At 41.5% G+C, this 22,255-nt stretch carries 17 protein-coding genes; all 17 read left to right on the top strand.

Annotation, left to right across the window (positions count from 1 at the left end; genetic code table 11):
• Positions 1-28: 28 nt before the first annotated feature.
• The 17 genes from ACORHU_RS02260 to ACORHU_RS02340 all read left to right on the top strand — a co-directional run bounded on the left by ACORHU_RS02260 (position 29) and on the right by ACORHU_RS02340 (position 22,245).
• Positions 29-2,137 carry a type I restriction-modification system subunit M gene (locus ACORHU_RS02260; RefSeq protein ID WP_434364665.1) on the top strand — a complete coding sequence of 703 codons (2,109 nt, stop codon included), beginning with the start codon at positions 29-31 and terminating at the stop codon, positions 2,135-2,137.
• A complete protein-coding gene (locus tag ACORHU_RS02265; protein ID WP_434364666.1) occupies positions 2,130-3,401 on the top strand; it encodes a restriction endonuclease subunit S in 1,272 nt (423 codons plus the stop codon). Before ACORHU_RS02260 ends, ACORHU_RS02265 begins: the two co-directional genes overlap by 8 nt.
• Before the next feature lie 2 nt (positions 3,402-3,403).
• Positions 3,404-4,087, top strand: coding sequence for a hypothetical protein (locus tag ACORHU_RS02270; protein WP_434364667.1), 684 nt, complete (start codon positions 3,404-3,406; stop codon positions 4,085-4,087).
• A 1-nt stretch (position 4,088) separates the two neighbouring features.
• A complete protein-coding gene (locus tag ACORHU_RS02275) occupies positions 4,089-5,099 on the top strand; it encodes a hypothetical protein (RefSeq protein WP_269793247.1) in 1,011 nt (336 codons plus the stop codon).
• A gap of 115 nt (positions 5,100-5,214) precedes the next feature.
• Positions 5,215-8,187: a type I restriction endonuclease subunit R gene (locus ACORHU_RS02280; RefSeq protein ID WP_434364668.1), complete on the top strand. Its 2,973-nt coding sequence runs from the start codon at positions 5,215-5,217 to the stop codon at positions 8,185-8,187.
• Between the two features lie 123 nt (positions 8,188-8,310).
• Positions 8,311-9,924 carry a ribonuclease Y gene (locus ACORHU_RS02285; protein ID WP_049540959.1) on the top strand — a complete coding sequence of 538 codons (1,614 nt, stop codon included), beginning with the start codon at positions 8,311-8,313 and terminating at the stop codon, positions 9,922-9,924.
• A gap of 129 nt (positions 9,925-10,053) precedes the next feature.
• Positions 10,054-10,680, top strand: coding sequence for a guanylate kinase (gmk, locus tag ACORHU_RS02290; RefSeq protein WP_434364669.1), 627 nt, complete (start codon positions 10,054-10,056; stop codon positions 10,678-10,680).
• Positions 10,681-10,704: 24 nt separating this feature from the next.
• Positions 10,705-11,019 carry a DNA-directed RNA polymerase subunit omega gene (rpoZ, locus tag ACORHU_RS02295; RefSeq protein WP_000979235.1) on the top strand — a complete coding sequence of 105 codons (315 nt, stop codon included), beginning with the start codon at positions 10,705-10,707 and terminating at the stop codon, positions 11,017-11,019.
• A 65-nt stretch (positions 11,020-11,084) separates the two neighbouring features.
• Entirely contained in the window at positions 11,085-13,481 is a 2,397-nt protein-coding gene (locus ACORHU_RS02300; protein ID WP_434364670.1) for a primosomal protein N', read from the top strand.
• A 12-nt stretch (positions 13,482-13,493) separates the two neighbouring features.
• On the top strand, positions 13,494-14,429 hold the full coding sequence (fmt, locus tag ACORHU_RS02305; RefSeq protein WP_000163712.1) for a methionyl-tRNA formyltransferase: 936 nt from the start codon (positions 13,494-13,496) through the stop codon (positions 14,427-14,429).
• Positions 14,422-15,735: a 16S rRNA (cytosine(967)-C(5))-methyltransferase RsmB gene (rsmB, locus tag ACORHU_RS02310; protein ID WP_434364671.1), complete on the top strand. Its 1,314-nt coding sequence runs from the start codon at positions 14,422-14,424 to the stop codon at positions 15,733-15,735. The genes fmt and rsmB overlap by 8 nt, the downstream gene beginning before the upstream one ends.
• A 14-nt stretch (positions 15,736-15,749) precedes the next feature.
• The gene (locus ACORHU_RS02315; protein WP_434364672.1) at positions 15,750-16,490 is read left to right on the top strand and encodes a Stp1/IreP family PP2C-type Ser/Thr phosphatase; all 741 of its coding nucleotides are present in this window, start codon (positions 15,750-15,752) and stop codon (positions 16,488-16,490) included.
• Positions 16,487-18,388 (top strand): Stk1 family PASTA domain-containing Ser/Thr kinase, encoded by a 1,902-nt coding sequence (gene pknB / locus ACORHU_RS02320; protein ID WP_061759523.1) that lies wholly within the window; start codon positions 16,487-16,489, stop codon positions 18,386-18,388. Before ACORHU_RS02315 ends, pknB begins: the two co-directional genes overlap by 4 nt.
• A gap of 88 nt (positions 18,389-18,476) precedes the next feature.
• Entirely contained in the window at positions 18,477-19,235 is a 759-nt protein-coding gene (locus ACORHU_RS02325) for a threonine/serine exporter family protein (protein ID WP_023946522.1), read from the top strand.
• Position 19,236: 1 nt separating this feature from the next.
• Complete coding sequence (locus ACORHU_RS02330) at positions 19,237-19,686, top strand: threonine/serine exporter family protein (protein ID WP_025171133.1); 450 nt, start codon at positions 19,237-19,239, stop codon at positions 19,684-19,686.
• A 112-nt stretch (positions 19,687-19,798) separates the two neighbouring features.
• Positions 19,799-20,971 carry a hydroxymethylglutaryl-CoA synthase gene (locus ACORHU_RS02335; protein WP_434365149.1) on the top strand — a complete coding sequence of 391 codons (1,173 nt, stop codon included), beginning with the start codon at positions 19,799-19,801 and terminating at the stop codon, positions 20,969-20,971.
• Positions 20,971-22,245 (top strand): hydroxymethylglutaryl-CoA reductase, degradative, encoded by a 1,275-nt coding sequence (locus ACORHU_RS02340; RefSeq protein WP_434364673.1) that lies wholly within the window; start codon positions 20,971-20,973, stop codon positions 22,243-22,245. Before ACORHU_RS02335 ends, ACORHU_RS02340 begins: the two co-directional genes overlap by 1 nt.
• Positions 22,246-22,255: the final 10 nt, after the last annotated feature.

Genomic DNA, 22,255 nt, shown 5'->3' on the forward strand with positions numbered 1-22,255 from the left:
TTGTTAATAATAAAAACAGGGGAAGTAAATGTCTAATTTCAAAGAAAAATTACCACTATTCCAAGCAAATGACATCCAAATTTCTAATGATGTCAATACGGTTTGGTCTATCGCTAACACTCTTAGAGGAGCTTATCGAGCAGATAAGTATCGCGATGTCATTATTCCAATGTTTGTCCTGACTCGTTTAGAAGCTGCTTTGCTGCCAACCAAGGATCAGGTGGTAGCACAATACAAAGCAAATCCCAATACACCTGAGAAAGTGTTGGAGAAACTTTCAGGCTATCGTTACTACAATGTTAGTCCTTTTACGTTGGAAAATCTTCAAAATGATCCAAATGCAATCGAGGAGAATTTTCTAGCCTATCTGGATGGCTATTCTTGTCGTGTCAAGGACATCATTGAAAACCTAAAATTTAAAGAGCAAGTCCGTACTCTGGCCCAGAGTGGTCGCCTTTTCACGGTTATTAAAAAGTTCTCTCAAATTGATTTGTCTCCAAGTTCAGTTGACTCTATGCGTATGGGATACATGTTTGAGGATATCATCCGCCGATTTTCTGAAAATGAGGAAGCGGGGTCTCACTATACCCCTCGTGAAGTTATTGCTCTGATGGTCAATCTCCTCTTGATTGAGGCAGACGAAGAACTTTTTGTTGATAAAAAAGAGTTGAAAATACTAGACATGGCCGCTGGAACTGGGGGAATGCTGGCTACAGCTAAAAGCTATATCCGTCAGTTGAATACAGGAGCCACTGTCCGACTCTTTGGTCAGGAAGTTTTGCCTGAAACCTTTGGGATTGGTCGTGCAGATATGCTAATTCGTCAGGAAGACTCTGACTATTTTGTGAAGGTGGATACCTTAAAAGATCCAGATCCTTTCCCAGATACTAAGATGAGCTTTGTCATCGCTAACCCTCCCTTCGGTCAAGCTTGGGGTGGTAAGGATGCGGATGATGGGGTTGAGGATGCAGTTAAGAAAGATCATCAACTCTTTGATAAAACAGAAGGTCGTCAAGGTCGTTTTGTCGCGACTCCAGGAACTGGAGATGCTCAACTACTCTTCCATCTTCATGCTCTTGCAAAATTAGAAGAAAATGGCCGTGCAGCCATCATTTCAAATGGATCTCCCCTCTTTTCAGGTGGGACGTCATCGGGAGAAAGTCAGATTCGCCGATATATCCTTGAGAATGATTTGCTGGAAGCTATAGTCGCCCTTCCAGGTCAATTTTTCTATAACACAGGAATTGGGATTTATATCTGGATTTATAATAAAAACAAGTCTCCTGAGCGCCAGAACAAGGTTCAGTTTATCGATGCGACGGAGGAGTTTATTCCTCTACGTAAATCTCTAGGTCAAAAACGCCGTGAGTTGTCTCAAGATAATATCCGTCAGATCCTTCGCTGGTACGATGATTTTCAAGAAAATGACCATGTAAAAATCTTTGACAATCAAGAGTTTCTCTATCGAGAGTTTACAGTTATGCAACCTCTGCAACGTCGTGGCCAGATAAGCGAAGAAACAATTGAGAAAGCGAAAAGTGTTCCTTTCCTAGCTAAACTATTTGATGAATACAAGTACCAAGAATTGCTAGAGATGGAACCACGTTCAGCCAAGGATGAGAAAAAATTACAGGACTTTGTAGCTGGTAAGATCAAGCAAGAAGCTATCCTGACAGCTCTTGCTAAGGGAAGCTCTGATAAGACCTATCCTAACTTTGAGAACTTTGCCCAAGTCATCAAGGACTTGCTGGGAGAGTTTAAGCTTACGCCTGCTAATGTCAATGCGCTAGCCTTAGCTATGAGTGAAATGGACAAAACAGCAGAAGTTATCCGAACCAAGAGGAAAGACAAGGCAAATGAGATTGCCGATGGGATTGTCTATGATAAGACCACCAAGGACAGTGAAATCGTTAAGCTGACAGAGGATGTGGAAACCTACTTTGCGCGTGAGGTTTATCCTCATGTACCTGACGCCCACTACTGGTTTGATGAGGAAAAAGGCTATGGAGCAGAGATTCCTTTTACCCGCTATTTCTATCACTACCAAGCACCAGAAAGTGCCGACAAGCTCTTGGCAGAGTTTTATGAACTGGAAGCAGAACTACAGACTCTCTTGGAGGAACTCAAACATGACTAGGATGAAAGAGAGTGGTATCGACTGGATCGGACAGATACCAGAAGAGTGGGAGACGTCTAAAATAAGATATTTAGTAACTACTAGAAGTGAAAAAAGAATAACAGACTCTTCTGTACCTTATATAGGATTAGAAAATATAGAAAGTCAAACTGGGAAATTTGTTAAAACTGGTATACAAGTTGATAAGAGTGAAAATATTGTAGTCGAAATTGGAGATGTTTTATTTGGGAAGTTAAGACCATATTTAAGAAAATATTGGCGAGCCACATTCACTTCAACGGCTAGCTCAGAATTTCTTGTATTTCAATCTTCAGAATTAGATATGAATTTTTTATACTATGCTATTCAAAGTGATAGTTTTATTGAAGAAGTTAATACTTCAACTTATGGTAGTAAAATGCCTAGAGCAAGTTGGGAATATATAAAAAATATGAGAATTGCTTTTCCAACAAGTCTTGTTGAACAACAAAAAATTGCCGATTTTCTTGATAAGAAAACTGCCCAATTAGATAAGGTTAAATCCCTATTGGAAGAGCAAATTCAAAAACTTAAAGACTACCGTGCTAGCCTGATTTATGAGACCGTCACAAAAGGACTGGATAAAAACGTCCCTATGAAGGATTCAGGAATCGACTGGATTGGACAGATACCTCAAGGGTGGGGAGTGAAGCCAATTAAACATGTAGTAGCTACGCCTGTCACTGATGGACCACATGAAACGCCTTTACTATGCGAGACAGGTATTCCATTTTTATCGGCAGAAGCTGTAAAAAATGGTGTATTGGATTTTAATTATAAGAGAGGTTATATCTCGTTGCAAGACCATGAACGTTTTAAGAAAAAAATATCTCCTAAAAAAGATGATATTTTTATTGTAAAATCTGGTGCAACAACTGGGAATGTCGGTATAGTTAACACTGATGAAATATTTGATATTTGGTCTCCACTTGCTCTAATAAGGTGTAAGAAAAGTTTAGCTGTTCAAAAATACATCTATTACTATTTAATATCTAATATTTTTAAAGCTCAAGTTGAATTCAATTGGTCTTTTGGAACTCAACAAAATATAGGTATGGGAATTATTGAAAATATAAAGCTTATCTTACCGCCTTTATCTGAACAAACAAAAATTTCAGATCTTCTGGATAAGAAAACATATCAGATTGATCAACTAATTCAAATAAAAAACAAGCAAATTGATAATATTAACAAACAACGACAAACTCTTATTTATGATTATGTAACAGGGAAGAGGAGGGTGTAGGATTGCTATTTGGAACTGATTTAAAATTTCGTTTAGCTTACTTTTTTACCGCATTTTTTCCAGCATTTTTATTGATTTATTTTTCATTAGTAGACATTCATCAATTTTTATTGAAAGAGACCGAGTCGCTCCCCTGTTACTTAAGTAGAAACTTGTGGATTATTGGGATGTTATTAGTGTTAGTTTTTTTAATGCTAATATCAATTTCCAGTATACGTGGATATATAAACGGACGGAGGAGTGAAGAAAACATTGTTAAAAATATTGTTTTAAATTTTAATGTATCTAAGGTCACGTTGAAAAATATTTCTCAAGGTAAAGTAATTGATATTCAAGATGGACCAAAAGTAAATCCGGGATTCATATCTTTTGTGTCGTCAACTATTGTACCTTCTTTAGTATTAAAATTTATGAATGGAGTTAGTGCTCTAGTAGCAATTGTAATTATCGTTTTCTTTTTTGTGCTATTAATGCTTAGTAATGATATTTTTCCAAACTTGATATTACCTATTTTTGGAATCAATTTACTAGTAACAAAAGATAACTACAATATATTTTTCTTTCGAAAAGACTCGGCTGCATTTTCTGGTGTGAAAAAAATTTGTACTCTAGGAAACACTGGTACAATGGCAAGAACATTTGTTTTTTTTGATCAAGAAGTATTAAACGATGAAATAGGAGAGTAGAATGGTAGAAATATATGCAATTGGCTGGCAGGCTGGACGAGGTAAGTCACCCGGGAAATTGAAAAATTTTCGAAAAGTTATCTCAGATGAAGCTAGTAATTATATAGATAATATTCAATTTGCTAATAATCAAAATTCTGAGAAATTAACTTTAAGAGAAAAATTTGAAGAATCAATTGAGTCATTACAAAATGTTGAAACGAATGGGAATAATACTGAAGTTCCATTTTATAGAAAGGTTGATGGGAGTCTCCAGTCTGAAACAGATAGAATTCAATCAGTCTCATCACAATTAGAACCAGCTTTACCTTCTCTAACGGAATTTGAAGATATACGATTATTTCTAGTTTATGAAGAAAATGATGGTGTACAGTACAAATATTTTTTGAAATCAATTCGAGCTGCGAAATTACAAACTAGATTTATTGCTACTTTGACTTCTGGTAAAGTTAGAATAGTTGATATAGAAAAAGATGAGGGGAGAAGTCTTCCGTTCATCATAAGTTATGCTGAAAAAACTGAAAACAATGAAACTGAACAATATATCTTTGATGTTCAGGATTATGAAATTATGTTTGGTTTAAATGAGACGAAAATAATAACAGCTGAAGAGAATTATGAGAAATTTTTATCTCATAATGATGAAGAGCCACTGTTTAAATTATCGACGGATTTTAAAGTGAAAGTATCTGATGAAGAATATGAAAAAATAAAAGCTAAATTAAAAAGTCATCGTAAATTGATTAATTTGCTTGCAAAATATAATGATGAAGCATCAAGCTATGAATGGGAATGTGTAAAGAGAGCAAATGAATTATCAGAACAGTTTTTTCAAACACCTTTTACTTTTAATGAAGAAAGTAAAGAGATATATCTAACAGCAGAGTCTCTTGAGGCCTTTATTTCTGTGATTACCAATGCAAAGAAATTGGGTATTGCTAAAAATGAATACGAGGATTCACTTGCAGATAAACGTCAGAAAGATAAAAAAGATAATATTGAAGTACAATAAAATATCTGCTTTTTATTGTGTTATCATTTTTAGATTTTAAGAAATTCATTGTAAACTTTAAATTTGTATTATAACGAAATTTTAATTGAATTATAGAAAAAGAAAGTGAGAAACTATGGCAAATTTGTGCTTGAAGGAGCGCTATGATTTCCAGCAGTGGATTATCAAAGACTTGAAAGATAAGAATGGCTATGTTCAGCGGGATAATGCTCAGTACAATCCTCGATTAGCCATGGATGAGGAACTCCTATGGGATTTTTTGATGGAGACTCAAGAAGAGACCATGGAATACCTCCTAAAAAAACTGAGCAAGGAGACGATCATCACTCTTATCAATAAGGAAATCGTCAAGGGTGGTTTTTTGTTCGCCTTAAAAGAGGGAGTCTTTATTGAAAACAAGCAACTGCGCCTCCTCTATCGTAAACCTGCTACTAGTTTTAATGAAAAAGCTGTTCAGCAATACCAAGCCAATTGTCTATCTGTTATGGAAGAAGTGGTTTATGAGGAGAGCGACCGCATTGACCTTGTTATCTTTATCAATGGATTAGCACTATTTGCTATAGAACTTAAATTTAATCCCAGTGGTCAGTCTGTTCAGGATGCTATCAAGCAGTTAAAGGGGCGCAATCCTAAGAATCGTCTTTTCTGTTTTGAACAGGGAGTCTTGGCCTCCTTTGCAGTGGATACCCTAGAAGTCTATATGACGACGCAATTGAAAGGACAAGAAACCTATTTCCTACCTTTTAATGTGGGGAAAGGGGAAGGTATTGAGATGGGAAGTGGTAACCCTCACAACCCTGATGGTGTCGATACAGACTACTTGTGGCTTGATGTCTTGACCAAGGATAGTATTCTCCAGTTAATAGAGAGTTTTATCTTTTTTGAGATGGATAAGCATAAAAAGAAGACCCTGATTTTCCCGAGATACCATCAGCGAAGAGCAGTTAGCCGTCTCCTAGAGGACATGAAAGTCAACTATACTGACAGTAATTATCTGATTCAGCATTCGGCTGGTTCAGGTAAAACCAATACCATTGCCTGGTTGGCTCATAGTTTAGTTTCTCTTCATGATGATCAGAATCAAAACATCGTAGATACTGTATTAATCGTAACAGACCGTATCGTAGTTGACCGTCAATTGCAAGAAGCAGTCAAGGAAATCTCCCACAAGCCTGGAGTGGTCAAGGTAATGGGCGACAAAGAAACCTCCAGTGACTTAGCGGATGCGATTGCAGGAAATACAAAAATCATAGCTACGACTATTCATAAGTTTGCCCAGATCAACCAATCCAACTGGATGTCTGTAGGGAACACTGCGAAAAAGAAATTTGCCATCCTGATTGATGAAGCTCACAGTTCAACGACAGGATCCTATATGAGTTCGGTTAGTCAAGTCTTGACAGAAACAGATACAGAAGATGGAACTATAGATGAGATTCAAGAAGTAAGTGTTGCGGATGCTATCGAGCAGGAGATTGCTCGGACAGGTAAGCAGGACAATGTCTCAATCATTGCCTTCACCGCAACTCCAAAGGCGACAACTCTACAGCTCTTTGGTACAACCCAAGCAGATGGTTCTAAAGCTCCTTTTGATGTTTATAGTATGAAGCAAGCTATCGAGGAAGGTTTTATCTTAGATGTCTTAGATAACTATACGACTTATAAGACCTATTACAAGCTCAATAAAGCAGTCGAAGAAGACCCTGAGCTAAAAACAACTCTTGCTAAGCGTAAGATTGCAAAGTTTGTAGAATTATCTGATGAAAATATCAATCAAAAGATTGAAATTGTCATGGATCACTTTATCAGTCATGATATTATGGCTGAATTGGGTGGTCAAGGTAAGGCTATGATTGTGACTTCGGGTCGTGAGGCAGCAGTTAAGTATCAATTGGCCTTTCAAAAGTACTTCAAAGACCACAGTATCACCAGTATTGGAACCCTGATTGCCTTTTCTGGCAAGGTTGATTATCAAGGTAGTGAATATACTGAGTCGCAAATGAATCAGGTCAAGGAAGATTATTTGAAAGATCATTTTGATACGGAAGACTACCAAATCCTGATTGTGGCAAACAAGTATCAGACAGGGTTTGATCAACCCAAACTAGTTGCTATGTATGTGGATAAAAAGTTGCGAAGTGTTGCTGCGGTGCAAACATTGTCTCGTTTGAATCGTATCTATAGAGGCTACAACAAGAAGACCTTTATTCTTGATTTTAAAAATACTTATGACGATATTCGCTCAGCTTTTTCTCCCTACTACCGTGAGACTATTTTAGCAGATACAGTCACACCTAGTGATGTCTTGACCTTGGATAGGAAAATTGATGAGTATGGTATCTTGGACAGTGATGTTGTTCATGAGTTTAATCAATTCTTATATCAAGAAAAGAGAAACAGCAGAGAAAAACAAAAGATGGTTTCTCTGTTAAATCAAGGTTATGATAGAGTTAGACGGTTTGATGAGAAAGAACAACTTTCTATTCGAAAGGTTATTCGAGGTTTTCTTAGAATGTATACTTTCTTGATTCAGGCAACTGCTTATCAAAATGAAGTTCTACACGAACGTTATAATTATCTGCAAAGTCTTGTTAAGATGATTGATGTTCGCATTGGAGGAGATGATTTTACAATCGCAGATAAGATCGTAGTGGACTATATGAAACATAAGCAAACAGGTTCTTTCAGGTCAGTTTCTGAATTGGAATATCATCCAGAGTTAATACTTACCAAGCCAAGTACTGGAGGCGTTACGACTGACCAGGAGAAGCGTTTATCTGAAATCTTAGATGAAATTAACGAACAGTTGGATTTGGATATTGATCCCCAAGTCGGTCTAAGTGGAGCGGTATCCATTCGTGAATTGATGAAAAAGAACCCAAGACTAAAGCAATCTGCTCGTGTCAACTCTAGAGAAGATTTCGTTTTTGCTTTTGAAGAAGAGATTGACAATGCTCTTATAGAAGGATACTCTCAGAGTCAAGATTTATTTGGTGCTCTATTAAATAATGATTCTTTCAAGAAGAGATTAGCAGATATATTTATTGATGATGTGTTCAAAAGTTTGAAGGGATCCGAAGAAGTGTAATCCTAAAATTCACACCAATTTCCTCAAAACATATTCTATTTTAGGTTTGTGAAAATCACTTTTTTATGGTAGAATGTAAAAGAATGTATGTCATTCGGAATAACAATAAAATGAGGTAAAAACATGGAAATCATGTCGCTTGCGATTGCTGTTTTTGCCGTCATCATTGGTTTAGTCATTGGATATGTCAGCATCTCAGCTAAGATGAAATCATCTCAGGAAGCTGCAGAGTTGATGCTTTTAAATGCTGAACAAGAAGCAACTAATTTACGTGGACAAGCTGAGCGTGAAGCGGATTTACTTGTTAATGAAGCTAAACGTGAAAGCAAGTCTCTTAAAAAAGAAGCACTATTGGAGGCCAAAGAAGAAGCCAGAAAATACCGTGAAGAAGTGGACGCTGAATTCAAATCAGAACGTCAAGAACTCAAACAAATCGAAAGTCGTTTGACAGAGAGAGCTACCAGCCTTGACCGTAAGGACGACAATTTGACGAGTAAAGAACAAACACTTGAACAAAAAGAACAAAGTATTTCTGATAGAGCGAAAAACCTTGATGCGCGTGAAGAGCAATTAGAGGAAGTCGAAAGACAAAAAGAAGCAGAACTAGAGCGTATTGGTGCCCTGTCTCAGGCAGAAGCACGAGATATTATCTTGGCTCAGACAGAGGAGAACTTGACCAAGGAGATTGCCAGCCGCATTCGTGAAGCTGAGCAAGAGGTCAAAGAACGTTCTGACAAAATGGCCAAGGACATCTTGGTTCAAGCTATGCAACGTATCGCTGGTGAATATGTAGCGGAGTCAACAAACTCAACGGTTCATCTGCCAGATGATACTATGAAGGGACGCATTATTGGTCGTGAAGGTCGTAACATTCGTACCTTTGAAAGTTTGACAGGGGTCGATGTGATTATCGACGATACGCCAGAAGTGGTGACCTTGTCAGGATTTGACCCGATTCGTCGTGAGATTGCCCGTATGACTATGGAAATGTTGCTCAAAGATGGTCGTATCCACCCAGCTCGTATCGAAGAGTTGGTTGAGAAAAACCGTCAAGAGATTGACAATAAGATCCGTGAATATGGTGAAGCTGCTGCCTATGAAATTGGTGCGCCGAACCTTCATCCAGACTTGATGAAGATTATGGGACGTTTGCAGTTCCGTACTTCTTATGGACAAAATGTCTTGCGTCATTCGATTGAAGTTGCTAAGTTGGCTGGTATTATGGCTAGTGAGCTTGGTGAGAATGCGGCTCTTGCCCGTCGTGCTGGATTCCTTCACGATATCGGGAAAGCCATTGACCGTGAGGTTGAAGGTAGCCACGTTGAAATCGGTATGGAATTAGCTCGTAAGTACAAGGAACACCCAGTTGTGATCAATACGATTGCTAGTCACCACGGAGATGTCGAAGCAGAAAGCGTGATTGCAGTGATTGTTGCTGCAGCAGATGCCTTGAGTGCGGCTCGTCCAGGTGCTCGTAGTGAGTCTCTTGAAAGCTACATCAAGCGTCTCCACGATTTGGAAGAAATTGCTAACGGCTTTGAAGGAGTACAAACTAGCTTTGCCCTTCAAGCAGGACGTGAAATCCGCATCATGGTCAATCCAGGAAAAATCAAGGACGACAAAGTTACAATCTTGGCTCACAAAGTTCGTGAGAAAATTGAAAACAATCTCGATTATCCAGGAAATATCAAGGTAACGGTTATCCGCGAGCTTCGTGCAGTAGATTATGCTAAATAAATAAGAAAGAGCAGTTGAAAAATTACTGCTTTTTTGTTACACTAGATAGAAAGACTGTAAGGAATAATTTGGCTTTTTGCCGTTATTCTAGAGAAATGTTATTTCACAGACTGACTAAAAGGAGACACAATGGCAGACCGAGGCTTACTAATCGTTTTTTCTGGTCCTTCAGGGGTTGGAAAAGGAACGGTTAGAAGAGAGATTTTTGAGAGTTCTGAAAACCAATTTCAATACTCTGTATCGATGACGACACGCGCACAACGTCCTGGAGAAGTGGACGGTGTTGACTATTTCTTCCGTACTCGTGAAGAGTTTGAAGAGCTGATTCGTCAAGGACAGATGTTGGAATACGCAGAATATGTCGGCAACTACTATGGAACGCCTCTGACCTATGTCAATGAAACCTTGGACAAGGGAATCGATGTTTTCCTTGAAATTGAGGTTCAGGGCGCTCTTCAGGTCAAGAAAAAAGTTCCAGATGCTGGCTTTATCTTCCTGACACCACCAGATTTAGATGAATTGCAAGATCGCTTGGTAGGACGTGGAACAGACAGCGCAGAAGTGATTGCCCAACGAATCGAAAAAGCCAAGGAAGAAATTGCGCTTATGCGTGAGTATGATTATGCGATTGTCAACGATCAGGTGCCCCTAGCTGCTGAGCGTGTCAAACGTGTGATCGAAGCAGAACACTTCCGTGTGGATCGTGTCATTGGTCACTATCAGGAGATGTTACCAAAATCTCCAACTACTCGATAAAATTTAGAAAATAGGTACAAGTAAATGATGTTAAAACCCTCTATTGATACCTTGCTAGACAAGGTTCCTTCAAAATATTCACTCGTAATCTTGGAAGCAAAACGTGCCCACGAATTGGAAGCAGGTGCGCCAGCAACTCAAGGTTTCAAGTCTGAAAAATCAACTCTTCGCGCTTTAGAAGAAATCGAATCAGGAAACGTTACAATTCACCCAGATCCAGAAGGAAAACGTGAAGCAGTGCGTCGCCGTATCGAAGAAGAAAAACGCCGCAAAGAAGAAGAAGAAAAGAAAATCAAAGAGCAAATCGCTAAAGAAAAAGAAGATGGTGAAAAAATTTAAGGTTGGGGGGACTCAATCTTATTTTTTCTATTGCAAGAATGTACTGACAAGGAGGAGGTGAGAAGATGGCTATAGCTAAGATTATCGTAGATGTGCCCTTGATGCAGACGGACCAGCCCTATAGTTACAGGATTCCTAAGGAATTTGAGGGAATGCTAGAAGTTGGGACGCGGGTTCATGTGCCTTTTGGTAAGGGAAATCGTCTGATTCAAGGGATTGTTCTTGGTTTGGAGTCCCAATCAGATGAAGAAGAGATGGCGCAAGATTTAAAAGATATTGTCGAGGTACTGGATTTTTCTCCTGTACTCACGCAAGAACAACTCTGGCTGGCTGAAGAGTTACGCAAGTCCGTCTTCTCCTATAAAATCTCCATCCTTAAGGCTATGTTACCAGGATTTCTGAACTCTAGCTATGACAAGATTCTCTATCCTCTGGAAGGTCTGAGTCAGGAAGACCGAGAGCGTCTGTTTGGTTCAGAGGATTCGCTTGCCTTTTCTTCTCTAGATTTAGCTAAGCAAGCTGAAATGATGCGATTGACTAGAAAAGGCCTGCTTGGTCTAGAATATCAGGCGATTGATCAAAAGAAGGTCAAAACCCAGTCTTGGTATGAGGTTGACCTTGCTCAATTAGAAGGAGTAGAGATTTCTACACGTGCCAAGAAAAAGTTGGAATTGAGAGACTATTTGCTGTCTCATCCTGAGAGTGCTTCCTTGGCTAGTTTGTTAGAATCCTACTCGCGGGAGCAAGTCAACTTCTTTGTGGAACAAGGTGCTGTTACTATAGTCCAAAAGGAAGTTCAACGCTCGGCTGCTTATTTTGAAGGTATTGAGGCAAGTCAGCCTTTGGAGTTGAATCCAGAGCAAAGACAGGCACGTGATGCGGTTGTCAGTGCTATTGGCAGTTACCAGCCTCCCTTCCTCCTTCAAGGGATTACAGGAAGTGGGAAGACTGAGGTTTACTTACAAATAATCCAAGGAGCTTTGGATAAGGGGAAAACAGCCATCTTGTTAGTACCTGAGATTTCCTTGACTCCTCAGATGACGGAGCGTTTTATTGCACGTTTTGGGGACAAGGTGGCCATTCTTCACTCAGGCCTGTCTAATGGTGAAAAGTATGACGAATGGCGCAAGGTGGAACGCGGCGATGCCCAAGTTGTGGTTGGCGCCAGATCGGCCATCTTTGCTCCGCTGAAAAATCTAGGCGTCATGATTATCGATGAGGAGCATGAAGCTACTTATAAGCAGGACAGTAATCCCCGTTACCATGCCAGAGAGGTGGCTATTTTACGGGCTCAGTATAATCAAGCGGCCCTGGTTCTTGGGTCTGCGACACCAAGTCTGGAAAGCCGAGCGCGTGCTGGAAAAGGCGTCTATCAACACTTACGTCTAACCCAGCGTGCCAATCCTTTAGCTAGGATTCCTGAGGTTCAAGTGATTGATTTTCGGGACTATATCGGACAAAATGAGACGTCAAACTTTACGCCTCCTTTGCTAGAGGCTATCCAAGACCGTCTGGTTAAAAAAGAGCAGGTGGTTCTCATGCTCAATCGCCGTGGTTATTCTAGCTTTGTCATGTGTCGGGAATGTGGGACGGTAGATACTTGTCCCAACTGTGACATTTCCCTGACCTTGCATATGGATACCAAGACTATGAACTGCCATTATTGTGGTTTTTCGAAAGATATTCCTCAGGCCTGTCCTAACTGTAAGAGCCGCAGTATTCGCTACTATGGGACAGGGACACAGAAGGCTTATGACGAGCTGGCAGAGCTTTTTCCTCAGGCACGTATTCTACGGATGGATGTGGATACGACCCGTAAGAAAGGCAGTCATCAAGCTCTACTTGACCAGTTTGGACGAGGAGAGGCGGATATCTTGCTTGGCACTCAGATGATTGCCAAGGGATTGGATTTTCCCAATGTGACTTTGGTCGGAGTTCTCAATGCGGATACGGCTTTGAATCTGCCTGATTTCCGTTCTTCTGAGAGAACCTTCCAGCTCTTGACTCAAGTGGCAGGACGCGCAGGTCGGGCTGAAAAAGCGGGTCAGGTCTTGATTCAGTCCTATAATCCGCAGCACTATGCTATTCGATTTGCCAAGGATCAGGACTACGAAGGCTTTTATGCCTATGAAATGGGAATTAGACGACAACTTGGCTATCCGCCTTACTATTTCACCATTGGCATTACCCTTTCTCATAAGAAAGAAGAAGAGGTGGTCAAACGTGCCTATGAAGTCATGAATATTTTGCGGTCAGGCTTGTCCGAAACCAGTAAGATTCTTGGGCCAACGCCCAAACCGATTGCTCGTACCCACAACCTCTATCATTACCAGATTTTAATTAAATACCGTTTAGAAGATGAGCTGGGGCCGACTCTAAATCAGGTTCTGGCCTTGACTCAAGAACGGGAAAATAGTGAGCTCCGTCTCAACATTGACCATGAGCCACAGCAATTTTTATAAGAAGGAGAAGATATGACAAAACTAATCTTTATGGGGACACCCGACTTTTCAGCAACAGTCTTAAAAGGACTTTTGACAGATGAACGTTACGAAATTCTAGCAGTTGTGACCCAGCCAGACCGTGCTGTCGGCCGTAAAAAAGTGATCCAAGAAACTCCAGTCAAGCAGGCGGCCAAGGAAGCTGGACTCCCTATCTACCAACCTGAAAAATTATCTGGAAGTCCAGAGATGGAAGCTATTATGAAGCTAGGAGCAGATGGAATTGTGACTGCTGCTTTTGGGCAGTTTCTTCCAAGTAAACTCCTTGATAGCATGGATTTTGCGGTCAATGTTCACGCTTCCCTCCTTCCAAAACACCGTGGTGGAGCGCCTATCCATTATGCCTTGATTCAAGGGGATGAGGAAGCTGGTGTGACCATTATGGAGATGGTTAAGGAAATGGATGCAGGAGATATGATTTCCCGTCGTAGCATTCCTATCACAGATGAGGATAATGTCGGTACCTTATTTGAGAAATTAGCTCTTGTTGGTCGTGACTTGCTTTTGGACACTTTGCCTGCCTATATTGCTGGTGATATCAAACCTGAACCGCAGGATCCAAGTAGGGTCACTTTCTCTCCCAATATCAAGCCAGAGGAAGAAAAACTGGACTGGAATAAAAGCAATCGTCAACTATTTAACCAAATCCGTGGCATGAACCCGTGGCCTGTTGCCCATACTTTTCTCAAGGGAGATCGCTTTAAGATTTATGAAGCCTTACCAGTAGAAGGTCAGGGTAATCCAGGTGAAATCCTCTCTATCGGCAAGAAAGAATTGGTTGTTGCAACGGCAGAAGGTGCTTTATCCCTCAAACAAGTGCAGCCAGCGGGTAAACCTAAGATGGACATTGCTTCCTTCCTCAACGGAGTTGGACGGACATTGACTGTAGGAGAACGATTTGGTGACTAAAGTAGAAACAGCTAGAAGTCTAGCCCTAGCAGTATTAGAGGATGTCTTTATCAATCAAGCATACTCAAATATTGCCTTAAATAAGCATCTCAAGGGAAGTCAACTTTCGGCAGCGGACAAGGGCTTGGTGACTGAGATTGTCTATGGAACGGTAGCTCGCAAATTAACTTTGGAATGGTACCTGTCCCACTTTATCGAAGACAGAGACCGGTTAGACAGCTGGCTCTATGTTCTGCTTCTCATGAGTGCCTACCAACTCCGCTATTTGGACAAAATTCCAGACCATGCTGTGGTTAATGAAGCAGTAGAACTAGCCAAAGTCCGTAAAAAAGGCAGCGAAAAATTGGTCAATGCTGTCCTTCGCCGTATCCTGCGTGAAGGCTGGCCAGATATTGCCAGCATCAAACGAAAAAACAAGCGTGATTCCATTGCCTATTCTCTCCCAGTTTGGCTCGTGTCTAAACTTAAGGAAGAATACGGTGAAGAGCGAGCGCAAGCTATTTTTGAAAGCCTCTTGGTGCGCAACAAGGCCAGCATCCGTGTGACTGACTTAAGCCGAAAAGAGGAAATACAAGCCTTGTTAGAGGCTAGTGATTCATCCTTGTCTGTTTCTGGTCTGGTCAAGGAGCAAGGGCATTTTGCAGGCCATGATTTGTTTGCGGAGGGAGCCATTACCATCCAAGACGAGTCCAGTCAATTGGTTGCGCCAACTCTTGATCTACAAGGTGATGAGCAGGTTCTAGATGCTTGTGCGGCTCCGGGTGGGAAAACAGCCCATATAGCCTCTTATCTCACGACAGGCCAGGTTACTGCTCTGGACTTGTATGACCACAAGTTGGACTTAATCCAAGAAAATGCCCAACGTCTAGGCGTTGCAGAACGGGTTCAAACTCAAAAATTGGATGCCAGAAAGGTGCATGAGCTTTTTGGTCAGAATTCCTTTGACAAGATTTTAGTAGATGCTCCTTGTTCAGGAATCGGTCTTTTGCGTCGCAAACCAGATATCAAATACAATAAAGAAACGGCAGATTTCGCGTCCTTACAGGAAATTCAGCTAGAAATATTAGGTAGTGTTTGTCAAACACTACGCAAAGGTGGTATAATAACTTATAGTACCTGTACTATTGTCTCAGAGGAGAATTTTCAAGTCGTTGAGGCGTTTTTAGAAAGTCATCCCGAGTTCGAGCAGGTAAAACTAGAACATGAATGTAAGGATATCATGAAAGACGGCTGTATCCTCATTACACCTGAGTTGTATGGAAGTGATGGATTCTTCATCAGTCAATTTCGCAAGATATCAGATTAGGAAGGAACTGACACATGGAAATTTCATTATTAACAGATGTTGGTCAGAAACGAACAAATAACCAAGACTATGTCAACCACTATGTCAATAGAGCTGGACGTACCATGATTATTTTAGCTGATGGGATGGGAGGTCATCGCGCAGGGAATATCGCTAGTGAAATGGCGGTAACAGACCTAGGTATAGCTTGGGTCGATACCCAGATCGATACAGTCAATGAAGTGCGTGAATGGTTCGCCAATTACTTAGAAATTGAAAATCAAAAGATTCATCAACTTGGACAAGATGATGCCTATAAAGGAATGGGTACAACTCTAGAAGCTGTTGCTATTATTGGTAATCAGGCTATCTATGCTCATATTGGAGATTCTCGTATCGGTTTGATTCGTGGAGAAGAATACCACCAGTTAACGAGCGACCATTCTTTAGTCAATGAATTGCTCAAGGCAGGCCAATTGACACCAGAAGAAGCAGCCAGTCATCCACAGAAAAATATTATTACCCAGTCAATCGGTCAAAAAGATGAAATTCAGCCTGATTTTGGAATGATTACCCTTGAGTCAGGTGACTATCTCTTACTTAATAGTGATGGCTTGACCAACATGATTTCAGGTAGTGAGATTTGTGATATTGTAACCAGTGATATTCCTTTGGCAGATAAAACAGCGACGCTCGTGCGTTTTGCTAACAATGCAGGAGGTTTAGACAACATTACGGTTGCCCTTGTTTCTATGAACGAGGAGGATGCAGAATGATCCAAATCGGCAAGATTTTTGCCGGGCGGTATCGAATTATCAAACAGATTGGTCGAGGAGGCATGGCAGATGTTTACTTGGCCAAAGATTTGATTCTAGACGGGGAAGAAGTGGCAGTGAAGGTCCTGAGGACCAATTACCAGACAGATCCGATTGCTGTGGCGCGTTTTCAGCGGGAAGCGAGAGCCATGGCAGATTTGGACCATCCTCATATCGTTCGGATTACAGATATTGGTGAGGAAGACGGTCAACAGTATCTTGCAATGGAGTATGTTGCTGGACTAGACCTTAAACGTTATATCAAGGAACACTATCCTCTTTCTAATGAAGAAGCCGTCCGTATCATGGGACAAATCCTCCTAGCCATGCGTTTGGCCCATACCAGAGGAATTGTTCACAGGGACTTGAAACCTCAAAATATCCTCTTGACACCAGATGGGACTGCCAAGGTCACAGACTTTGGGATTGCGGTAGCCTTTGCTGAGACGAGTTTGACCCAGACTAACTCGATGCTGGGTTCGGTTCATTACTTGTCACCAGAGCAGGCGCGTGGTTCTAAGGCGACTGTACAGAGTGATATCTATGCCATGGGGATTATTTTCTATGAGATGCTGACAGGCCATATCCCTTATGATGGGGATAGTGCGGTGACCATCGCCCTTCAGCATTTCCAGAAACCATTACCGTCAGTTATTGATGAGAATCCATCTGTGCCTCAGGCTTTGGAGAATGTTGTTATCAAGGCAACTGCCAAGAAATTGACAGATCGTTATCAGTCAGTTGCAGAGATGTATGTGGACTTGTCTAGTAGCTTGTCTTATAATCGTCGCAATGAGCCTAAACTGGTCTTTAATGATACTACTAAGGCGGACACCAAGACTCTACCAAAAGTATCTCAGAGTACCTTGACCTCGATTCCTAAGGTGCAAACACAAAGTCCGAAGCCACAGGCTGCGAAACCTAGTCAGCAGGTTTCTGAAGACAATTACGCAACCAAACCTGTTAAAAAACGGAAATTTAGAGTTCGCTATATGATTTTATTGGCCAGCATTGTATTGGTGGCAGCTTCTCTTGTTTGGATACTATCCAGAACTCCTGCAACCATTGCTATTCCAGATGTGACAGGTCAGACAGTTGCGGAAGCCAAGGAAACTCTCAAGAAAGCCAATTTTGAGATTGGCGAGGAGAAGACAGAGGCTAGTGAAAAGGTGGAAGAGGGACGGATTATCCGTACAGATCCTGACGCTGGAACTGGTCGAAAAGAAGGAACGAAAATCAATTTGGTTGTCTCGTCAGGTAAGCAATCTTTCCAATTGAGCAACTATATCGGTCGTAAATCTACAGATGTTATCGCAGAACTCAAGCAGAAGAAGGTTCCTGAAAATCTCATCAAGATTGAGGAAGAAGAATCAAGCGAGAGTGAAGCAGGAACTGTTCTCAGACAGAGTCCAGCTGCCGGAACAACCTATGATTTGAGCAAGGCCTCAACGATTACCTTAACCGTTGCTAAGAAAGTAACCAGCGTTGCCATGCCAAGTTATATAGGATCTAGTCTTGAATTTACTAAAAACAATCTCGTTCAAATTGTCGGTATTAAAGAAGCCAATATTGAAGTTGTAGAAGTGTCGACAGCTCCTGATGGAACTGCTGAGGGTACAGTCGTTGAACAGAGTCCAAAAGCGGGTGAAAAGGTTGATTTGACTAAGACGCGTGTCAAGATTTCAATCTACAAACCAAAAACACCGCCGTCAACGTCATCATCAACACCAGCCCAACGTGGAAACCAAGGTTCTACTACAACACCAAGTCAGGGGAACCAACAAGGAAATCAACGAGGGAATGCACCTGCTACGACTCAATCAAGTAGTGAAGGCAACCACGACAATTCTCGTGATTAAACGAATCTTTGTCATGATTTCATGGCAAAGATTTTTTTTGAGTCCAGATTTGTGATAGAATAGAGGGAGTTGATAAAAGGAGGCAAGCATGGAAGAATCAAGAGAATTAAATGCCGTCATCGATGTGATTATGCTAGCGGGGACTATTCTCCTTAAAAGTGGCTCAGAGATTCATCGTGTAGAAGACACCATGATTCGCATTGCGCATTCGCAGGGGATTGTGGATTGCAATGTTCTTGCCATGCCTGCTGCCATCTTTTTCTCTATTGAAAACACCAATATTTCGCGCATGAAGCGTGTGACCTCCTCTTCTTATAATATTGAAAAAGTCTGCGATGTGAACCAGATTTCTCGTCAGCTGGTTGGGGGGCAGATTGATTTAGAAACAGCCTTCAAGCAATTGACGGCTTTGCAAGCTCAACCGCTTCCCTATACCAAGTTGCAGGTAACTTTGGCTGCGACCTTTAGTGCCCCTTTCTTTTCAATTATGTTTAGTGGAAATATCTACGATGCACTTGGGGCAGGAGTGGCTACCTTATTTGGTTTTGCCTTTTCCCTCTATGTAGAAAAGTTTATCCGAATTCCCTTTGTAACAGCCTTTGCTGGGGCCTTTGTCTTTGGGATGATAGCCCAGTTTTGGGCTCGCTACACGGGCTTTCCTTCAACAGCAGATTTGATTATAGCTGGTGCCGTCATGCCGTTTGTACCAGGTATTGCCTTGACCAATGCGGTTCGGGATATTATGACCAACCACATAAACTCTGGTATGAGTAAAATGTTTGAATCCCTACTCATTACCCTTGCTTTAGGGGCAGGAACTTCTGTCGCCTTGGTATTGATGAACTAATATGACACTAACAACCTTTTTACTACAAGCAGTAGCAAGTCTTCTTGCTATCATCACTTTTTTAATCGTACTCAATGTTCAGCGGTCTATGCTCTTACCGGGAGGGATTTTGGGCATGGCTGTCTGGCTAATCTATCTCTTGCTCAAGGAACCAACCAATGTCATTGTAGCTACCTTCATTGCCGCCATTATCGGTTCTTGTGTCAGCCAGATTTTAAGTATTCTTTACAAGACCCCTGCTGTGGTCTTTATCTTGGCCATTTTGGCCCCTCTGGTTCCGGGATACCTTTCTTATCGGACAACTGCCTTTTTTGTGACAGGGGATTACAGTCACGCCATTGCCAGTGCAACCTTAGTTGTCATGTTGGCTCTGGTAATCTCTATTGGCATGGCTAGCGGAACAGTGATTCTCAGACTGTATTCCTACTTACGAAAACAGCAAAATCGTTAGACTAACAAGAGACTTGATTTGGTGAATCAAGTCTTTTTTCTCTCTTTTACTGCCATTTGTGATAAAATAGTATAGAACGATTTTTTACATGAATGATAAAACAGAGGTAAATATGACAATCGGTATTGATAAGATTGGTTTTGCGACCAGTCAATATGTCTTGAAATTACAAGACTTAGCAGAAGCGAGGGGAATTGACCCTGAAAAATTAAGCAAAGGCCTCTTGCTCAAGGAATTGAGTATTGCTCCCCTAACTGAGGACATCGTGACCTTGGCGGCCGGTGCAAGTGACTCTATTTTAACTGAGCAAGAGAGAGCAGAAATTGACATGGTCATTGTGGCTACCGAGTCAGGAATTGACCAGAGTAAGGCTGCGGCCGTCTTTGTGCATGGCTTGCTGGGTATCCAGCCCTTTGCTCGTAGTTTCGAGATTAAAGAAGCCTGCTATGGAGCGACAGCTGCCCTTCATTATGCCAAATTGCATGTGGAAAATTCTCCAAAGTCCAAAGTTTTGGTTATTGCAAGTGATATTGCCAAGTACGGTATTGAAACTTCAGGAGAACCAACTCAGGGTGCTGGCAGTGTGGCAATGTTGATTACACAAAATCCACGCATTATGGCCTTTAATAATGACAATGTGGCTCAAACCCGTGACATCATGGATTTCTGGCGTCCAAATTACTCAACAACCCCTTATGTGAATGGTGTTTATTCTACCCAACAATACTTGGATAGTTTGAAAACGACTTGGCTTGAATACCAAAAACGCTACCAGCTTACTTTGGATGATTTTGCAGCTGTTTGCTTCCACTTGCCTTATCCGAAATTAGCACTAAAAGGCTTGAAAAAAATCATGGATAAGAGCCTGCCCCAAGAGAAAAAAGATCTCTTGCAAAAGCATTTTGACCAGTCTATTCTCTACAGTCAAAAAGTGGGGAATATCTACACAGGATCCCTCTTCCTTGGACTCTTGTCTCTCTTGGAAAATACAGATAGCTTGAAAGCTGGGGACAAAATTGCCCTTTATAGTTACGGAAGTGGGGCTGTGGCTGAGTTTTTCAGTGGTGAATTGGTTGAAGGTTATGAAGCTTATCTGGATAAAGACCGTTTGAACAAGCTCAACCAACGAACTGCCCTGTCTGTTGCAGACTATGAAAAAGTCTTCTTTGAGGAAGTGGTATTGGATGAAACAAACTCTGCCCAGTTTGCAGGCTATGAAAATCAAGATTTTGCCTTGGTTGAAATTGTGGACCACCAACGCCGTTATAGCAAGGTTGAAAAATAATGAAGATAAGTTGGAATGGATTTTCTAAAAAATCATACCAAGAGCGCCTCGAGCTGTTGCAAGCTCAGGCGCTCCTTAGTCCTGATAAGCAAGCGAGTCTGGAGCAGGATGAACAAATTAGTGTGACTGTCGCAGACCAGCTGAGTGAGAATGTAGTAGGAACTTTTTCTCTGCCTTATTCGCTGGTTCCAGAGGTTCTTGTCAATGGTCAGGAATACACAGTTCCCTATGTGACGGAAGAGCCGTCAGTGGTTGCTGCGGCCAGCTATGCAAGTAAAATCATCAAGCGTGCAGGCGGTTTTACTGCACAAGTCCATGAGCGTCAGATGATTGGTCAGGTAGCTCTTTATCAAGTTGCTGATCCTGAACAAGCGCAGGAGAAGATCACCAGCAAGAAAGCAGAACTCTTAGAACTTGCTAATCAAGCCTATCCTTCTATCGTTAAACGCGGAGGCGGGGCGCGTGATTTGCATGTAGAGCAGATTAAAGGCGAAACAGACTTCCTCGTTGTTTATCTCCATGTCGATACGCAGGAAGCCATGGGAGCAAATATGCTCAATACCATGCTGGAAGCCTTGAAGCCAGTCGTAGAAGAACTCAGTCAGGGACAGAGTCTCATGGGTATTCTGTCTAACTACGCGACCGATTCTTTGGTTACTGCAAGTTGTCGCATCGCCTTTCGCTATTTGAGCCGTCAAAAGGATCAAGGACGAGAAAATGCAGAGAAAATTGCTTTGGCGAGCCAATTTGCGCAGGCTGATCCTTATCGAGCAGCTACCCACAATAAAGGGATTTTTAATGGTATTGATGCCGTTTTGATTGCAACTGGTAATGACTGGCGTGCTATTGAGGCAGGAGCCCATGCCTTTGCTAGTAGAGAAGGACACTATCAAGGTCTTAGTCAATGGACACTGGACCTTGAAAGAGAAGAATTAGTCGGTGAGGTGACGCTGCCTATGCCTGTAGCGACCAAAGGCGGCTCTATCGGCCTCAACCCTCGTGTAGCTCTCAGTCATGAGCTACTGGGAAATCCTTCTGCCAAAGAATTAGCTCAGCTTATCGTGTCTATCGGGCTTGCCCAAAACTTTGCGGCCCTGAAAGCCTTGGTGAGTACAGGCATCCAGCAAGGCCACATGAAATTGCAGGCCAAATCCTTGGCTCTCCTAGCAGGTGCTAGTGAATCCGAGGTTGCTCCCCTAGTCGAGCGCCTCATCGCAGATAAAACCTTTAACCTAGAGACAGCCCAGCGCTATCTCGAAAACTTAAGATTATAAAAAACTCAGA

The sequence above is a fragment of the Streptococcus sp. KHUD_015 genome (genome assembly GCF_051106265.1).
Classification (GTDB): Bacteria; Bacillota; Bacilli; order Lactobacillales; family Streptococcaceae; genus Streptococcus.